The 16,241-nt window shown below is 53.7% G+C and carries 15 protein-coding genes; 1 reads left to right on the top strand and 14 read right to left on the bottom strand.

Annotation, left to right across the window (positions count from 1 at the left end):
- Positions 1–203: 203 nt before the first annotated feature.
- On the bottom strand, positions 204–971 hold the full coding sequence (locus JKK62_RS15320) for a polysaccharide deacetylase family protein (RefSeq protein ID WP_201428673.1): 768 nt from the start codon (positions 969–971) through the stop codon (positions 204–206).
- 141 nt (positions 972–1,112) lie between these two features.
- Between JKK62_RS15320 and JKK62_RS15315 the strand changes: the two genes are divergently transcribed.
- Positions 1,113–2,339 carry a DUF5050 domain-containing protein gene (locus JKK62_RS15315; RefSeq protein ID WP_201428672.1) on the top strand — a complete coding sequence of 409 codons (1,227 nt, stop codon included), beginning with the start codon at positions 1,113–1,115 and terminating at the stop codon, positions 2,337–2,339.
- A 52-nt stretch (positions 2,340–2,391) separates the two neighbouring features.
- On the opposite strand, the gene cysS is transcribed toward JKK62_RS15315, so the two are convergent.
- From cysS to trmB, 13 genes are all read right to left on the bottom strand, one after another.
- Positions 2,392–3,849 (bottom strand): cysteine--tRNA ligase, encoded by a 1,458-nt coding sequence (cysS, locus tag JKK62_RS15310; RefSeq protein WP_201428671.1) that lies wholly within the window; start codon positions 3,847–3,849, stop codon positions 2,392–2,394.
- A complete protein-coding gene (gene epsC, locus JKK62_RS15305) occupies positions 3,846–4,547 on the bottom strand; it encodes a serine O-acetyltransferase EpsC (protein WP_201428670.1) in 702 nt (233 codons plus the stop codon). The genes cysS and epsC overlap by 4 nt, the downstream gene beginning before the upstream one ends.
- A 687-nt stretch (positions 4,548–5,234) precedes the next feature.
- Complete coding sequence (gene pgsA / locus JKK62_RS15300; protein ID WP_243411881.1) at positions 5,235–5,831, bottom strand: CDP-diacylglycerol--glycerol-3-phosphate 3-phosphatidyltransferase; 597 nt, start codon at positions 5,829–5,831, stop codon at positions 5,235–5,237.
- 51 nt (positions 5,832–5,882) lie between these two features.
- Positions 5,883–7,214: a 30S ribosomal protein S12 methylthiotransferase RimO gene (gene rimO, locus JKK62_RS15295; RefSeq protein WP_201428669.1), complete on the bottom strand. Its 1,332-nt coding sequence runs from the start codon at positions 7,212–7,214 to the stop codon at positions 5,883–5,885.
- Between the two features lie 78 nt (positions 7,215–7,292).
- Positions 7,293–7,907, bottom strand: a complete 615-nt coding sequence (locus JKK62_RS15290) for a regulatory protein RecX (RefSeq protein WP_201428668.1) — start codon at positions 7,905–7,907, stop codon at positions 7,293–7,295.
- Positions 7,907–9,025 (bottom strand): recombinase RecA, encoded by a 1,119-nt coding sequence (gene recA / locus JKK62_RS15285; RefSeq protein ID WP_201428667.1) that lies wholly within the window; start codon positions 9,023–9,025, stop codon positions 7,907–7,909. The genes JKK62_RS15290 and recA overlap by 1 nt, the downstream gene beginning before the upstream one ends.
- A gap of 262 nt (positions 9,026–9,287) precedes the next feature.
- Positions 9,288–10,139, bottom strand: a complete 852-nt coding sequence (gene prmC, locus JKK62_RS15280; protein WP_201428666.1) for a peptide chain release factor N(5)-glutamine methyltransferase — start codon at positions 10,137–10,139, stop codon at positions 9,288–9,290.
- Positions 10,117–11,118, bottom strand: coding sequence for a DUF1385 domain-containing protein (locus tag JKK62_RS15275; RefSeq protein ID WP_201428665.1), 1,002 nt, complete (start codon positions 11,116–11,118; stop codon positions 10,117–10,119). Before JKK62_RS15275 ends, prmC begins: the two co-directional genes overlap by 23 nt.
- A gap of 114 nt (positions 11,119–11,232) precedes the next feature.
- Complete coding sequence (locus tag JKK62_RS15270; protein ID WP_201428664.1) at positions 11,233–11,445, bottom strand: hypothetical protein; 213 nt, start codon at positions 11,443–11,445, stop codon at positions 11,233–11,235.
- Positions 11,446–11,455: 10 nt separating this feature from the next.
- On the bottom strand, positions 11,456–12,931 hold the full coding sequence (locus JKK62_RS15265) for a sensor histidine kinase (protein ID WP_201428663.1): 1,476 nt from the start codon (positions 12,929–12,931) through the stop codon (positions 11,456–11,458).
- Between the two features lie 295 nt (positions 12,932–13,226).
- A complete protein-coding gene (locus JKK62_RS15260) occupies positions 13,227–13,931 on the bottom strand; it encodes a response regulator transcription factor (protein ID WP_201428662.1) in 705 nt (234 codons plus the stop codon).
- A gap of 84 nt (positions 13,932–14,015) precedes the next feature.
- Positions 14,016–15,338 (bottom strand): FG-GAP repeat domain-containing protein, encoded by a 1,323-nt coding sequence (locus JKK62_RS15255; protein WP_201428661.1) that lies wholly within the window; start codon positions 15,336–15,338, stop codon positions 14,016–14,018.
- 51 nt (positions 15,339–15,389) lie between these two features.
- Complete coding sequence (trmB, locus tag JKK62_RS15250) at positions 15,390–16,043, bottom strand: tRNA (guanosine(46)-N7)-methyltransferase TrmB (RefSeq protein WP_201428660.1); 654 nt, start codon at positions 16,041–16,043, stop codon at positions 15,390–15,392.
- Positions 16,044–16,241: the final 198 nt, after the last annotated feature.

Raw genomic sequence — 16,241 nt, 5'->3', positions numbered from 1 at the left:
ATATATCCAAAACCAACTCAAAGAAGATCAAATCAACGATCAAATGACGATACGAGGTTGGGACGACCCGTTCACGGGTAGCAAGTAACAGTCGCAAGTGTCGGACCGCAATGCGCCTTAAGGCGCGGCTAATACAATAGCCTTTAAGGCGCATAAGAAAATCCACCGGCTAAGCCGTTGGATTTTTAATATATGTAGCTGTTTTATTCGTTCAGGATCATCTTGCCCTCGTGGTCGGTGTAATAATCGCCCTCGGGGATCAGCTGTGAGATGGGGACGATGATGTAGCCCTCGCCTTGTATCATCTCGATGATCTTCGGGAGCGCCTCGGGCGTATTCTTCGCGCCGTTGTGCATGAGGATGATCGAGCCGGGACACAGCTTGCTTTTGACGCGGCTGACCATCTCGTCGGGCGCGGGATCCTTCCAGTCGAGGCTGTCGATGTTCCACTGCACGCAGTACATGTCACGGTCTTTGAGATTGGTAACGAGCTTGTCGTCATATTCGCCGTAGGGCGCGCGGAACAGAGTCGGCGCGGTGCCTGTCAGCGCCTCGATCGCGTCGTTGCAGTCGCCGATCTCGGTTTGCTGTTCGTCGGAGCTCAGCTGCGCCATATGCGGATGGGTGGAGGAATGATTGCCGACGTCGTGACCGTGTTCAGCGATCGCCCTGACGTCGTCGGGGTATTTGTCGACCCACTGCTTGACGAGGAAGAAGGTGCTTTTGACCTCGTATTTGTCGAGGATCTCGAGCAAGGTATCCGTCTGCTCGTTGCCCCATGCCGCGTCAAAGGAAATGGCGCAGACCTTTTCGTCGGTATCCACGTAGTAGATCGGGATCTGCCGCGGTTCGTTCGCGGTGTAGACCGCCTTGCCCGCTGTATCGGAGGCGACCGCGATCGCCGCGACGCCGATCAGCACACAGGAGAACAGGATCATCAGCTTTTTCTTTGTCAATACCACAAACGTCATACCATCACCGATATATGGTATGAAATAACGATTGATATTATTCCGTAATAATTGTTTATTATTCTGTCACAAATCGTTGGAATATGGGTATATAATAGTAAGCGCTTCAGATGATCTGAGCAAAACCAAGGAGGTTATCTTATGAAGAAAATTTTTAGTCTGATGATAGTATTGGTGATGGCAGTATCTACGTTTGCAGGCTGTCAAACAAAAGAAAAATCATCTTCACCGGATGAGGTTTCGATTGAAGCTACTCAGGATGAGGCAGTCAATGTTGCCACTCATGATGAAGCGGTCGATGTTGCCACTCAGGATGAAGTTGCTCAAAACGACGGTTTTACAGCACCCGAGAGCGTTGATGTTAATGAATTGATGATGGATCTGCCTGAGTTGAGCGCAGAGGACTTTGTATCAGGTCATAATGACTGCCATATGCTGTATCACAACGGCTTGTTGTATACGAATGGTAAAATCTATGACGGTAAGGGTGGAGATAAACCGTATTCCGATGAATATATCCGTTATTTTTCGATAAATGACTCGGTGATCCTATATGCTGTGTTAGACAAAGATAAGGAACAAAGTGAGATCTGGGCAGTGCTTGCGGATTGTTCCCGTCGTGCCAAACTGACTCTTGCAAAAGGTTATTCCGATCCTTTGTTCATTGACAATGGTCTTTTGTATTATACGGAAGGTGTTGTGAGAGATAGCATAAACACCTTGGATCTCAATACAGGAGAAATAACGCAAATCGTTTCGCACTGCCATATGATTATGACCATTGGTAGAAAACTCTATTTCCAGGATATGTCAGACAGGGAGGATGACGAAACTGCCCTGTGCTGCTATGATCTTGACACCAAGGAGCAGAAGGAGATCTGTCGGATAACGGGATCTAACATAGTCCGTGTGGATCATGATGTGATGTATTTCGAAAGCAACAACACCGTATATCGGCTGGATCCGCAGACTGATTCACCTGAAGAGTATGTAAAGATTCCCGAAGAAGCGTGGCTTCACATTATCGTTAACGGTACGGTCGTATATGAAGAAGCTGCAGATTTTGATGATCACTCGCTGTGGGCAGTATCCGATACTCAGCCGGCGCATAAGCTGCTTGATACCCGAAAAAGTCATTTTGATTACAAGATCGGCGACGCGTATATTCTCAACGCAAACGTCATGGACGTTGGCATAATCGATTATTATTATGATGGCACAGAGCTGAAAGAACGTCCGGAGGTTGAGGGTGATGAAGAACATATACTTGTCTGTGTTGATGATGGAAAATTCTTTTATCAGGATGGCAAAACGATCCTGATGTCTACAGAGTATGTGGATGAGGATACCTATCCTTCTAAGAAATAAACTATATGATAAAGTGACAGCCCTTCCGAGAGGAAGGGCTGTTGATTCTATATTATACTTTGATCTCCCAGGTGGCGCCGTTTTTGCTGTCCTTGATGACGATGCCTTTTTCCAAAAGCTCGTCACGGATGCGGTCGGCTTCCGCCCAGTTTTTGTCGGCTTTTGCCGCGGCGCGCGCCGCGATCTGCTCGTCGACCCAGTCCTTGGAGATGCCTTTTTCTTCAAGGAGCTTGAGCTGCTGTGTCGCTTTCTCCGCCTCTGCTTGTGCCGCCTTTTCGATCTCCGCGTCAGCCGCTTCGATCAGTCCGAGGGAAAGTACGCGGTCGAAATCGGCGATCAGATAACGCTTGGTCGCGTCGTCGAGCTTGCCCTTGAGCACATCATAGAGCGCGGTGATGGCGAGGGAGGTGTTCAGATCGTTGTCCAGCGCCGCCTTGAATTTTTCCTGATACGGCTTTGCGGCATCAAGATCGGGTTCGCCTTCCTTACTGAGCTTTGCGATCTTCGCGACCAGTTTATTGTACGCCTGCACGGTGTTGTCGAGGTTCTCAAAGGAGAATACCAGCGGCTTGCGATAGTGGGACTGCAGGCAGAAGAAGCGGTAGGCAAGGGGATCATAGCCCTTTTCTTCGAGCAGAGATACGGTCAAGAAGCCGCCCTTGCTCTTGCTCATCTTGCCGCGCTTGTCAAGCAGGTGCAGGACATGGAACCAGTAGGGGCACCACTGATGCCCGAGATAGGCTTCACTCTGCGCGATCTCGTTGGTATGGTGAGGGAAGGCGTTGTCCACGCCGCCGCAGTGGATGTCGAGGTATTCGCCCGCGTGCTTGATGGAGATCGCGGAGCACTCGATATGCCAGCCGGGATAGCCCAGACCCCACGGGGATTCCCATTTGAGCGCCTGATCCTCAAACTTGCTCTGGGTGAACCAGAGGACGAAGTCGTTCTTGTTGCGCTTGTTGCTGTCCTCGTTGACATCGTCACGCACGCCGACCTGCAATTCGTCCTCGTTCATGTTGCCGAAAACATAGTAGTTATCGAGCTTTGAGGTATCGAAATAGACGTTGCCGCCCGCAAGGTAGGCATAGCCCTTGTCGATCAGGGTCTGCACCATCTCAATGAACTCGGGGATGCAGTTGGTGGCGGGTTCGATGACGTCGGGCTTTTTGATGTTGAGCTTCTCAGCGTCGGAGAAGAACGCGTCAGTGTAGAACCGCGCGATATCCATGACGCTCTTGTGCTCACGCTTAGCGCCCGCGAGCATCTTATCCTCGCCGGTATCCGCGTCGGAGCTGAGGTGTCCCACATCGGTGATGTTCATCACGCGCAGTACGTCGTAGCCCGCATAGCGCAGGTATTTTTCGAGCACATCCTCCATGATGTAGGTGCGCAGGTTGCCGATATGAGCGTAGTGGTAGACGGTGGGGCCGCAGGTGTACATCTTCACCTTGCCCTCTTCGTGGGGGATGAATTCCTGTCGGGTACCGCCGAGTGTATTATACAGAATCATGATTGACTTCCTTTCTGTGATGAATCATTGTGAGAGGTCGCGGCGAGCTCGACCGCCTGACTGACGTTCTTTTCCAGATAGCGCACCTCGTTGCTGAGCTGCTGGATCTCGTTATGCATACGGCAGAGCTCCTGCGCCACGGGATCGGAGTAGTGGATCTGGTCGAGCAGATCGGGTCTTACGCCGTTGACGCGCACGACGCGCGCCGGTACGCCGACCGCGGTGGAGTTGGGCGGGATCTCGGTGAGTACGACGGCGCCCGCCGCGATGCGGGAGTTGTCGCCGACCTTGAACGGTCCGAGCACCTTCGCGCCCGAGCCGACCATCACGTTGTCGCCGAGGGTGGGATGGCGCTTGCCCTGATCCTTACCCGTACCGCCGAGGGTGACGTTTTGGTAGATCAGGCAGTTGTCGCCGATCACGGTGGTCTCGCCGATGACGACGCCCATGCCGTGGTCGATCACCAGCCCCTTGCCGATGGTCGCGCCGGGATGGATCTCGACGCCGGTTTTGTTGCGCGCGCGCTGACTCAGCCAGCGTGCGATAAACTTCATATTGTGGATCTGGAACCAGTGCGCGCGGCGGTATTTGCGTACCGCCTTGTAGCCCGAGTAGAGGAAGAATACCTCCATCTTGTTGCGTGCCGCGGGGTCGCGCTGTAAATAGGCGTCCAGATCGGCTCTCAGTGTGTCAAACATAATATCAACCTTTATAAATTAGGAATTAGGAGTTAGGAATGAGGAATTTCAGTAGGTGAACCTGATTGGTAGAGGTGACATCTATATCGGAAAAATCGATGATCGTGCTCCGTGAATTAAATTGCAAACAATTCATGAGAAATAATAAAGCGCCGTCGTCCGAGGGGACGACAGCGCCGTGGTTCCACCCAAGTTCAGCGTATAATACGCTCTTTGAAGCTCATAAATAAGCTATCGTCCTTAACGCGGACTGACGGACTGCCATTTCCTGCAGTCAGCTCACAGGCGCATTTCACTGAACTTCCGCTAAGACGGCTTCCAGCTATATACTAATTTCAAATAAATACTGTTAATATCTATTTCGTATAATTCCGCATAGCTTTGTTGGACTCCTTGACAGGGGGTGACCCTGCCTGCGTCGTCCGCCGCGTTATGCGAAATTCTACGCTAATACCTATTTAACGAGTTTTATTTGGAATTAGTATTGCCGTCCTCTCTGTTAGCATCCGTAAAGCTACTTTTCCTGTTCACAGCCTTTTGATATCTACCATATTATATACGATTGCTTTCGATTTTGCAACTATTTTTTTTGGCTCCCTTTGGTAAAGGAGCTGTCGTCCGATACGTGTTGGACGACTGATGGATTGCATTGATGTTTGAGCCGACAAAAGTCGGCGAGTAACATCATTACATATCGCTGATGACGTCTTTGTTGTCTTTGAGATAGATGACGCCGGAAATCACGGTGATGACCGCGACGATCCAGAACATGACCTGTCCGATGATATTGAAGATGTCATAGATGCCGACCAGCGCGATGGGGTCGGTCATGGTGCGCTCGAGGATCTCGTAGACGAACTGCATGAGAAACACCGAAACGATCGCGACGATCTGGGTCACGGTCTTGACCTTGCCCCACATATTGGCGGCGATGACGTTGCCCTTCGCGGCGGCGACAAGACGGATCGAGGTGACGGTGAATTCGCGGAAGATGATGATGATCAGCGGGATCGCGCCGCACAGATTCAGCTTGACAAAGCAGACCATCACGGAGATCACGAGGATCTTATCAGCGAGCGGATCGGCGAATTTGCCGAAATCGGTGATTAGGTTGTCGCGGCGGGCGATCTTGCCGTCCAGCGCGTCGGTGATCGCGGCGGCGCCGAAGAGCAGTCCCGCTATCAGGAAGTGATACGGGAATTCGATCAGGATCGCGGCGATGACCGCCGGGACCAGTATGATACGCAGGAGCGTCAGTTTATTGGGTAGGTTCATCTTTTTCATAGTATGACCTTTCAGTGTGTTAGAGTAGGGGGAGTCATTTCCCCCTTCATCCTATGATTCGATCATTTCGCCGACCAGATCACAGTCGATGTGGTCGGTGATGCGGACGCGTATGATCTCGCCCGATCGCGGCTTGCGGTCGGTGACGGTGAAGAATACGCAGGGGTCGACCTCGGGCGCGTCAAAGGCGGAGCGTCCGAAGAAACAGTCCGCATAGCGGTCAAAGCCGTCGGTGAGCACTTCGATCTCTTTGCCGACCATACTCTCACACCATTTGTCCATGATCAGCGCTTCCTGCTCGGTGATGATCTCGGCGCGGCGTTTTTTGACGTCCTCGTCGATCTGATCGGGCAGCAGGGCGGCGGGAGTATCCTCCTCCTGTGAGTACGCGAAGCATCCGAGGCGCTCAAAGCTCGTCTGCGCGACAAAATCGCTCAGCTCCTCAAATTCCTCGTCCGTCTCGCCGGGGAATCCGGTGATCAGGGTGGTGCGCAGGATCACACCGGGGATCTTCTCGCGGATATGCTGTACGAGCTTTATCAGGCTCTCTTTGTCGCCGCGGCGGTTCATCGCGCGCAGCACTCTGCCGTCGCAGTGCTGGAGCGGCAGGTCGATATAGTTGACGATCTTGTCCTCTTCACGGATCGTGTCGAGCAACTCGTCTGTTAGGCGGTCGGGATAGCAGTACAGCACGCGGATCCAGTGCAGATCTTCGATCTTACACAGTCGGCGGAGCAGCTCGGGCAGCATCAGCTTGCCGTAGTTGTCCTCGCCGTAGCGCGTGGTGTCCTGCGCGATGACGTTGATTTCCTTGACGCCGTTGCGCACCAGCCGCTCGGCTTCTTCGACGATCGTTTCCATCTTGCGGGAACGGAAGGAGCCGCGGATCAGCGGGATAGCGCAGTAGGTACAGCAGTTGTCACAGCCGTCAGCGATCTTCAGGTACGCCCAGTGGGGTTCGGTGCTTTGGACACGGCCGCCCTCCATGGGCAGGAGCATTTTATCGGGGAAGTCCTCGACCTTGTTTCCGTCAAGCGCCTGTTTCACCACGGCGGCGATATCGGCGTTTTTGCCGATGCCGATGACGGCGTCCACCTCGGTCAGTTCCTTCATGATATCGCTGTTATAGCGCTCGGCAAGACAGCCTGTGACGATGATCGCCTTGATCTTGCCTTCCTTTTTCAGCAGGGCAAGCTCGAGGATCTCATCGATGCTTTCCTGCTTGGCGGATTCGATGAAGCCGCAGGTGTTGACGATCACGGCGTCAGCCATGGCGGGGTCTTCCTTGAGCTGAAAACCCGCCTGATTCAGTTGGTACATCATCATTTCGGCGTCGACGCGGTTTTTCGCGCAGCCGAGGGAAACGATTCCTACGCTTGGCATATTTTCAATCCTTTGTTGGTTAGTAACGAATACAGACGGGTGGGAGAAAGGCGCGGCCTCACCCCGATCCTGTCGGAGCTATTCATCCTCGATCTCAGTATATTCGCGCATCACGCTGCGGATGCTGCTGTAAGAAAAGCCCATCCGCGCAAGCGCGTTAGCGCAGCGACGGCGCCCCTTGTCATCTGTCAGGGAGCGCGCGTATTTTTTCTCGATGATCGCCCGGATCTGTTCATCCTCGTCAACAGTGAATTCGTCGAGCACCTCGTCGATCAGGTCGCGGTCAATGCCTTTTTCATAGAGCTTTTGGCGGACGCCGCGTTCGGACAGGTGCTTGATATTGAACAGATCGGCGGCATAACGGCGGGCATAGCGTCCGTCGTCGATGAGCCCGAGCTCCTCCATGCGGCAGAGCGCCGCCTTACAGCTTTCTTCGCCGTAATCCTTTTTGAGCTTGTCGAACAGCTCGCGGCGCGAGTGGTCGCGGTAAGAGATCAGCCACAAGGCTTTGTCCTTACAGCGCTTTCTGTCCGAGTCGAGGACACAGGCGTGGAGCTGTTCATCGTCGATCTCGCGCCCTACGTCAAAGCGATGGGCGAGGATCACCTCGGTGTCGAGCTTCATCGCGAACTCGCCGTCGATATAGAGAGCGGAGAGCCCCTTTCGGCGGGGCTCAATCGCGGTGATCTGCATCAGTCTTCGACAAGAATGTCGATCTTAGCGTTCTTTTTCTTTTTATCCGCCGCGTCTGCGGGAGCGGGTGCGGGTGCAGGAGCGGGAGCCGCTTTTGCCGCTGCTTTGGCGGTCTTCTTGGGGCGGGCGGTCAGCTTGTCGACGTTATCCCACAGATTCTTTTCGATCTTCTCGCGCAGCGCGTCGTCATTTTTGAGCAGCTCCTTAACGTTGTCACGGCCCTGACCCAGACGGGTCTCGCCGTAGTAGAACCATGCGCCGCTCTTTTGCATAACGTCCGCCTTGACGGCAAGATCGATCAGCTCGCCTACGCGGCTGATGCCCTCGCCGTACATGATATCGAACTCCGCCTCCTTGAAGGGGGGAGCGATCTTATTTTTCACAACCTTCGCTCTGGTGCGCGAACCGACCATTTCACCGTTGGACTTAAGGGTCTCGATGCGGCGGATGTCGATACGGACAGAGGAGTAGAACTTCAGCGCGCGGCCGCCGGTGGTGACCTCGGGGTTGCCGTAGACGACGCCGACCTTCTCACGCAGCTGGTTGATGAAGATGGCGACGCAGTTGGACTTGTTGATCGCGCCGGCGAGCTTGCGCAGTGCCTGTGACATCAGGCGCGCGTGCAGACCGACATGGCTGTCGCCCATCTCGCCCTCGATCTCAGCCTTGGGAACAAGCGCCGCGACGGAGTCGATGACGATGACGTCGATCGCGCCGGAACGGATCAGCGCTTCGGCGATCTCGAGCGCGTCTTCACCGGTATCGGGCTGTGATACCAAAAGGCTGTCGACGTCGACGCCCAGCGCGGAAGCATAGACGGGATCAAGCGCGTGCTCTACGTCGATGAAGGCGACGTTGCCGCCGTTCTTCTGACCTTCGGCGATGCAGTGCAGGGAGAGGGTGGTTTTACCGGAGCTTTCCGGTCCGTAGATCTCGACGATCCTGCCGCGGGGCAGACCGCCGATCCCCAGCGCGATATCGAGGCTCAGCGAACCGGTCGAAATATGTTCGACGTTCATATGGGTGTTCTGGCCGAGCTTCATGACGGCGCCTTTACCGAACTGCTTTTCGATCTGTGATAACGCTGTTTCCAGTGCTTTGTTTTTATCAAGAGCCATAATCATTTTCTCCTTTGGTTTCTGTGATACAACCGGTCATTGCGAACCGCCGCATGGCGGTGTGGCAATCTCAACCGATGATTCATTGATCATATTATAGCATATATGTTTGAAAGAAGCAAGTTTTTTCGAACGGATTTTCTAATTTTGGTTATCTTTTCATAATGTGGCAAGGGGAACGATTTGTTTCTTCCGTTACCGTTATGCGGAAAACGCAGATAAGATGGCTGCGTTTCTACCGCGGGAGGAGCAAGCCCCTCCCCTACAAAAGACGGTTCTTCTCAGCTGTCACGGCACGGGTGATGCCTTGGATATCGGGGGTGCCGTTGATATCGGTATAACCTGCGGTGCGTAGCATATCGGCGATGGCGTCAAATTGACCTTCGCCGATCTCAAAGGCGATCGAGCCGCCGTTTTTGAGCTTCGGCGTCCACAGGGAAAGGATCATTTTGTAGAAATCGTATCCGTCCTCACCGCCGTCCAGCGCAAGACGCGGCTCGTACTGCACTTCCTTTTGCAGGTCGGCGATCTCATCCGAGCGGATGTAGGGCGGGTTGGATACGATCATATCCAGCGTGCCGTCCGCGAAATCGTTGAAGCAGTCCCGCAGATCGGCATGGATCGCGCGGATATTCGCCTGATTGAGCGCGATGTTCTCCGTCAGATAGGAAAACGCGGCGTCGCTTTTCTCGACCGCATACACGGTGGCGTTCGGCAGTTCCTTTGCCAGTGTGACCGCGATGATGCCCGAGCCGGCGCACAGATCGACGATCACGGGATCGGGGGTGTTTTCGGATAAGCGCAAAGCCTCCGTCACCACCACCTCGGTATCGTCGCGGGGGATCAGCACACCTTCGCCGACCCTGTAGTCGCGCCCCATAAAGCTCCATGAGCCGAGGATATACTGGATGGGTTCGCCGCTGATACGGCGGCGCGCCATCGCAAGGGCTTTTTTCGTCATTTCTTCGGGGAGGTCATCGTTTCGCAATATCAGCTCCGTGCGCGAGCAGTGCAAAACGGCGCAGAGGATCTCCAGCGTATCGCCGGCAGGAGTCTCCACGCCCGCGCGCGTCAACAGGCTTTTGACGGCGCTATTGAGCGCAGGAACAGTCATTGATGATATCGGAGCCGTCGTCCGGGATGACCGCCGTCATGGCTTCGATCGCACATTCGATCATCTCGTCGGCGGGTTCTCTGGTGGTGATGCGCTGTGCCCAGAGTCCGGGCGTAGCGAGGATGCGGGTGAGCTTGTTGTCGTATTTGCCGCAGAGCTTGATGAACTCATAGCCCAGACCGACCATGACCGGCACGAGAAGCAGTCTGAGAACCGGACGCAGGATCGGGAGATTCGGGAAGGTCGGGATGAACAAGCCGACAAAGATACTCACGAGCAGGGTGACGACTAAGAACGAGGTACCGCAGCGGGGATGGAATCGGGTCTGCTTGCGGACGTTCTCCACGGTCAGTTCCTCGTCATTTTCATAACAGAAGATGGTTTTATGCTCAGCGCCGTGATACTGGAACACGCGCTTCATATCGTTCATCAGGGATACCAGTGACAGGTAGCTGAGGAAAAGGGCGATCTTCAATACGCCCTCAAAGGCGGATTGAAGGATCCTGACAGAGGATTCGCTCCAATCGGTGAGAAGCGGCTTGATCAGCCATGTGAACAGCATCGACGGCAGTACGACGAACAAGCCGATCGCCAGCGCGATACCCAGTATGGACGCGATGACCATGACGACGTTCATCAGCTTGTCGCCGAATTTATCTTCCAGCCATTTTTCAAACTTGGAGGGTTCTTCTTCCTCGACCAGCCCCGCTTCCATCGCCTTGTCGGCGGACAGTCCCAGCGCCTTGTAGCTCAGGCGCATGCTGTCGATCATGCCCGCGAGTCCGCGGATCAGAGGGAGCTTCCAGAACTTCGCCTTGAACAGCGGCTTGACTTCGATGTCCTCGGTGTAGATGGTGTCTTTATCGACCCTGCACGCGACGGTGGTGCGCTTGGGTCCGCGCATCATGATACCCTCGATCAGGGCGGAGCCGCCGATGGAGGTGATGCGCTTTTGTTGTTTTTTGTCCTGTTTTTTCATAAATACCTTCTTTATTTGGTGAATGGTGAACGATGAAGGGTTTATGGCGGGAAACCCGCACCCGGAATGAGTATCATCGTCCAAGATCCATTGGTTTTTTCATCTTGATATATTCTAAGATTTCTCTTTTTTATTCTTGCGGATGACAAGGGTGACGATCTCTATGATGATCCATACGCCTAAGCAGAACAGGGGTGTGGAGGGGTTGAACGTATAGGTGTTTTGTTGGAGCACTGTTTGGTAGAGAAAGTCAAACAAGGCGGCTAAGCCGAATACGATCGGGATGCCGATCAGACATTCGATCAGTGTTCTTTTGATCGGGTTCATATCGATCCTCCTACGGGGTAGGCGGCTGAACAGGCGGATTCATTCCGCCTAAGGGCTGGGTATCGTCATCCAGCGCCGCGGCTTCGTTATAGATCGGGATGGTGATGGTGACGGTGGTACCGACCTCGGGCGAGCTCTCGATATCGAGCGAGCCCTTGTGCATTTTGATGATCTCGTCGGCTACCGCCAATCCGATGCCGGAGCCGTTGATCTTTTGATTCGCTTTATAGAATTTATCCTTGACCTTGGGCAGATCCTCTGCCTTGATGCCGCAGCCGTTGTCGGCGACCACGACCTTGATGGTGTGTTCTTTATAATCCTGATAGACCTGTACGCCGATCATGCCGCCCTCGGGCGTATACTTGAGCGCGTTGTCGATGACGTTGAGGAATACCTGCTTGAGTCGGTTCTTATCACCGTAGATGATGGGCATCTCTTCGGGGTCGTCATATAAGAGATGCTTGCCCTCCGACAGGGCGCGTTCCTTGAGCATATAGACCGCCTCGTCGATCTCGGCGAGGATATCCATGCGCTCCATCTGCATGGTCAGTCGACCGCTCTGGAGCTTGGAGAAGTCGAGCAGCTCTTCGACCAGAGAGGTCAGGCGCGAGCTTTCTTTGACGATGACGCTCATGCCCTTTTCCAGTGTGACGCGGTCGGGCACGCCGTACTGCATGGTCTCCGCCCAGCCCTTGATGGCGGTCAGCGGAGTGCGCAGTTCGTGAGATACCCGCGAGATAAAGTCGTTTTTGAGCTTTTCGTTCGCGTCGAGCTCCTTTGCCATTTCATTGATGCTGTCGCTGAGCTCACCGATCTCGTCGTCATACATTTTATCGACCTTGGCGGTGAAATCACCTTGCGCGATCTGTCGTGAGGTCTCGGTCATCTCGCGGACGGGTCGGACGATCGAACGGATAAAGTAGTAGCCCGACAACGCGACGACCGCGATGATCATCAGTCCGACGATGATCGCGATGATCGTGTAGATCAGCACCTTGGCGTCGGCTTTGCGCAGTGAGGTGACATAGCGCACCGCGCCCAGCTCCGTACCCTGCGGGCTTTTGATGATCGTGGTGACCGCCATGATCTTTTCGCCCGAATCACTGCGCCCCTTGTATCGTCCGAAGCCGTTCTCGGATGATTGCGCCTGTACATAGTCGGGGATATTCTCCGTCTCAGCGCCGAATCCGGCGGAGGTCGTGATCACACGCCCCGAGGCGTTGAGGATCTGTACCTCCATCTCGTCCTTATCCGAAAAATCCGTGGCATAGGCGGACGCGCGGGACTCAAAGGTCTCGGCGCTCTCCGAGATACCGTTCGGGAATATGTCGTTGAGCTTTTTTGTCTGGTTGAGCAGCTCGTTTTCTACCGTAGAATAACACAGCGAGTGAACAGCGACGGATATGAAGATGATCAGCAGAACAACGATCGCCGATACAACACCGAAGGTATTGATCAACCATCGCTTACTGATACCTTTGAACATCGCTGTCACCTCCTCGTCACTCGTCGTACTCGCTGATAGCAATTTCGCAGAGGAAATTACTATCGTGCTCGTGTGACGGTTCCTCGTCTCCCCAAAAAGCAGGGGCTTTTCGGGGACCCCAATTATTTTGATATTAAAACTGAAAACTGAAAAATGAATAATGAATAATGAATAATGAATAATGAAGGTTACTCGCTTCGCTCGATCAATTTTAACCGGGTGAGGGCGCAGCCCTCCCTATATTCTTCATTCTTAAGTCTTCAATCTTCAGTATTCATTGTAAACCGCTCGCGGTTTACACCGTGTCCCACTTATAGCCCAGACCCCATACGGTAACGATGTACTTGGGGTTGCTGGGTTCGTCCTCGACCTTCATGCGCAGACGGCGGATGTTAACGTCGACGATCTTTTCCTCGCCGACATACGCCTCGCCCCATACATGGTTGAGGATATCGGTACGGTCGAGCGCAACGCCGGGATTAGAGAAGAAGTATTCCATGATCTGGAACTCGACCTGAGTCAGCTCGATCATCTTGCCGTTCTTCATCAGCGCGCGGTTTCTCAGGTTCAGGGTAAAGATGCCGCTCTGCAGCTCCTCCTTGAAGTTGTTCTCACTGCGCTGCTCGGAGAGAGATACTCTGCGATACAGTGAGTCGACGCGCGCGGTCAGCTCAGAGGGGGAGAAGGGCTTGGTGATATAGTCGTCGGCGCCCAGCATGAGACCGGTGACCTTGTCCATCTCCTGTGTACGTGCCGACAGCATGATGATACCGATACCGGAGTTCTTGTTGCGCAGTTCCTTACAGACCTGCAGACCGTCGATACCGGGCATCATGATATCGAGGATGGCTACGTCAAAGTCGCCGCCCTGTTCCTCGTACTTCTCGAGCGCCATCTCGCCGCAGTCCGCTTCGACTACGTCATAGCCGGCTCTTCTGAGATTGATTACCACAAAGTCGCGGATCGCGGCTTCGTCCTCGCATACCAGAATCTTTTTCATAATTTAACCTCCGTTCAGGATGTATATTACAGGATTGAAAATGAACAGACAGGTGACGCAGGGATCACGCGCCTGTCTGATGATTTACTTTTTTGAAGATGCTTTTTCATCACCGGAGAGCAGCATGAAGCTGTCCTTGATATCATCGTGAGAAAAACCGGAATCCTCGCTGAGGATATAGGTATAGGTGTATTCCGCTGTTTCATAAAGCTGTGCCTGTGCCGTCAGACTGCTGTCGTAGCTTGCTTTATCGTAGCGGTAGACGGTCAGCTGTTCCTTGCCCAATACAGGCTCGCTGTTTTTATAGCTGATGTTGTACAGGGTCACGGCGTTGTCCGCGGAGTAGCGGGCGGTGACCGTCTTGAGCTTATCGGTACCGAACAACAGCATGAAATTCAGCTTCTCACACAGGACGGCGTCTTTCTTGAAGGACAGCCCCATCTGTTCGGGGTCATAGTCGTTCCACCGCGCGACGTTGCACACGGTGCTTGTGTCCTCGTCCTTGGTGTGATCCATCAAAGAGCTCAGCGGGATATTGATCGCTCCGTCGCCGTCGATGTCCATACAGGTGACGGCGGAGGTGCGGGTGGTTCGTTTATAGTTACTGTTCATGTACAGCGGATTGACCAGGAGCTTTGCGGCGGAATCATAGTAGATGAGCTGGGTCGTATACTCGCCCTCGCCGAGCTTTCCGTCTGCCGCCGCACCGTAAAGATCGCCGCTGAGCTTGTCGAAGCGCAGTCCGGTGTAGGAGATGACAGCGGGATCGATCTCGCAGGAGGATTTTTCGCTGAAGCCCTTTTCGGAAAAGCTCAGCAGCCTCGCCTTGGCAGTGGAGGCGCTCTCAGGCGTCATCATCAGCAAAATGTCGGTCGACGAGTCTTTATCAAAATCGCCCGTGACATAATCGACGAAGCCTTCTTCCGTATTGGACGTTGTCACGCCGTCGGCGATCAGGAAGGTTTGCAGCACGGCATGGCGGGTGCCGATCGAGAATCCCAACAGGAGTTCCTCTCTGCCGTTGCCGTCAAAGTCGATGAAGCTCAGCTCAGATACGTCGGTGGAATAAATGTCGGCGCTTCCTAAGAGTCGGAAGGCGTCGTCATGCTGCTGCGCGATCAGAACGCGAGGGGTGTTGTCGGCGGTGGCATACAGCGCAACGGCTTCTTCGATGCCGTCGTTGTTGACGTCATGCAGGAACAAACCGCTTTTGTTGGCGCCGTCGGTGGGGTAGATCAGCGAGTAGGCGCCGCCGGCGTCGGTCTCGATCAGCTTTTGTACTTCGGCGCGGATACCCGAGGCTTTGGGAGGTGTGAGGATCTCGGATTTGCCGAAACCCAGAGAGGCACAGCCGGATAAGAGCAGCGCCGTGACGATGACGGCGGCAAGGATTCGCTGTAGCCTCATGTTTCGTTTGCCTCCTTGTTGGATTAGGTTAGCGTCAGATAGTGCAAGGGATCAGACCGTCGCTTCCAGATATTTGATCGGGATGCCTTCGTCGGAAAACATCTTTTCGTGTTCGGTCATGATATTGTCCCTGACCTCGCTGTGATGCAGGTCGCGGGTGATGAAGCGGATGGTGTAGCCCGCTTGCTCGAAATAACCGATGCTTTCCTCAAACAGCTCGTCGTCATCGGTCTTGAAGTAGATCACCGCGTCCTCGGTGAGAAAATCGCGGTACATTTTGAGCTTTCTCGGATAGGTCAGTCGGCGCTTTTTGTGCTTTTCACGCGGCCACGGATTGCAGAAGTTGATGTACATCACCGCGATGTGATCATCAGCGGAAAACGCCTTGTCGATCTGTTCGACGTTACAGCGCACCAGCGCGATATTGTCGGGCGACCTGTCGTTTTCGGCAAAGATCCGCTCCACGTTGCGCCTGCCCACGCCCAGCATATCGCTCTTGATATCCAGGGCAATGAAGTTTTTGTCGGGATCGCGTATCGCTTTTTCGGCGGAAAAGGTGCATTTGCCGCAGCCGATCTCCAGCTCGATCGGTTTCTCATTGCCGAAGAACTCTTTCCAGCGGCCGCGGTACTGTTCGGGCTCGTTGATATAGTAGCGACATTCGGCGAGCTCCGGCTCCGCCCATTTCTTCTTTCTGATTCTCATTGTTCCTGCCTGTCTTGATGACAGTTCATGGGAAAACGGTTTTACGGACACGCGCCGAAAGTTGCGGGCGGCGCGCTTTCAGAAAAACCCCATAAATCCCATACTATCACATGATATAGTTATATATACTACAACATTATAACAAACGCTTGTGGTTTTTGCAATTGTTTTTTACATATATATAGCAATTATTTTATC

The sequence above is a fragment of the Ruminococcus difficilis genome (assembly GCF_016680995.1).
This window is presented reverse-complemented; position numbering and strand designations above follow the sequence as displayed.

Excerpts from the sequence above, each read along its gene's own strand:
- pgsA (WP_243411881.1), bottom strand. The coding sequence starts at position 5,831 with ATGAAAAAGATGAACCTACCCAATAAACTGACGCTCCTGCGTATCATA.
- JKK62_RS15255 (WP_201428661.1), bottom strand. The coding sequence starts at position 15,338 with ATGAGGCTACAGCGAATCCTTGCCGCCGTCATCGTCACGGCGCTGCTC.
- JKK62_RS15275 (WP_201428665.1), bottom strand. The coding sequence starts at position 11,118 with ATGAAAAAACAGGACAAAAAACAACAAAAGCGCATCACCTCCATCGGC.
- prmC (WP_201428666.1), bottom strand. The coding sequence starts at position 10,139 with ATGACTGTTCCTGCGCTCAATAGCGCCGTCAAAAGCCTGTTGACGCGC.
- cysS (WP_201428671.1), bottom strand. The coding sequence starts at position 3,849 with ATGATTCTGTATAATACACTCGGCGGTACCCGACAGGAATTCATCCCC.
- JKK62_RS15290 (WP_201428668.1), bottom strand. The coding sequence starts at position 7,907 with ATGCAGATCACCGCGATTGAGCCCCGCCGAAAGGGGCTCTCCGCTCTC.
- JKK62_RS15320 (WP_201428673.1), bottom strand. The coding sequence starts at position 971 with ATGACGTTTGTGGTATTGACAAAGAAAAAGCTGATGATCCTGTTCTCC.
- trmB (WP_201428660.1), bottom strand. The coding sequence starts at position 16,043 with ATGAGAATCAGAAAGAAGAAATGGGCGGAGCCGGAGCTCGCCGAATGT.
- recA (WP_201428667.1), bottom strand. The coding sequence starts at position 9,025 with ATGGCTCTTGATAAAAACAAAGCACTGGAAACAGCGTTATCACAGATC.
- rimO (WP_201428669.1), bottom strand. The coding sequence starts at position 7,214 with ATGCCAAGCGTAGGAATCGTTTCCCTCGGCTGCGCGAAAAACCGCGTC.
- JKK62_RS15270 (WP_201428664.1), bottom strand. The coding sequence starts at position 11,445 with ATGAACCCGATCAAAAGAACACTGATCGAATGTCTGATCGGCATCCCG.
- JKK62_RS15315 (WP_201428672.1), top strand. The coding sequence starts at position 1,113 with ATGAAGAAAATTTTTAGTCTGATGATAGTATTGGTGATGGCAGTATCT.
- JKK62_RS15265 (WP_201428663.1), bottom strand. The coding sequence starts at position 12,931 with ATGTTCAAAGGTATCAGTAAGCGATGGTTGATCAATACCTTCGGTGTT.
- JKK62_RS15260 (WP_201428662.1), bottom strand. The coding sequence starts at position 13,931 with ATGAAAAAGATTCTGGTATGCGAGGACGAAGCCGCGATCCGCGACTTT.
- epsC (WP_201428670.1), bottom strand. The coding sequence starts at position 4,547 with ATGTTTGACACACTGAGAGCCGATCTGGACGCCTATTTACAGCGCGAC.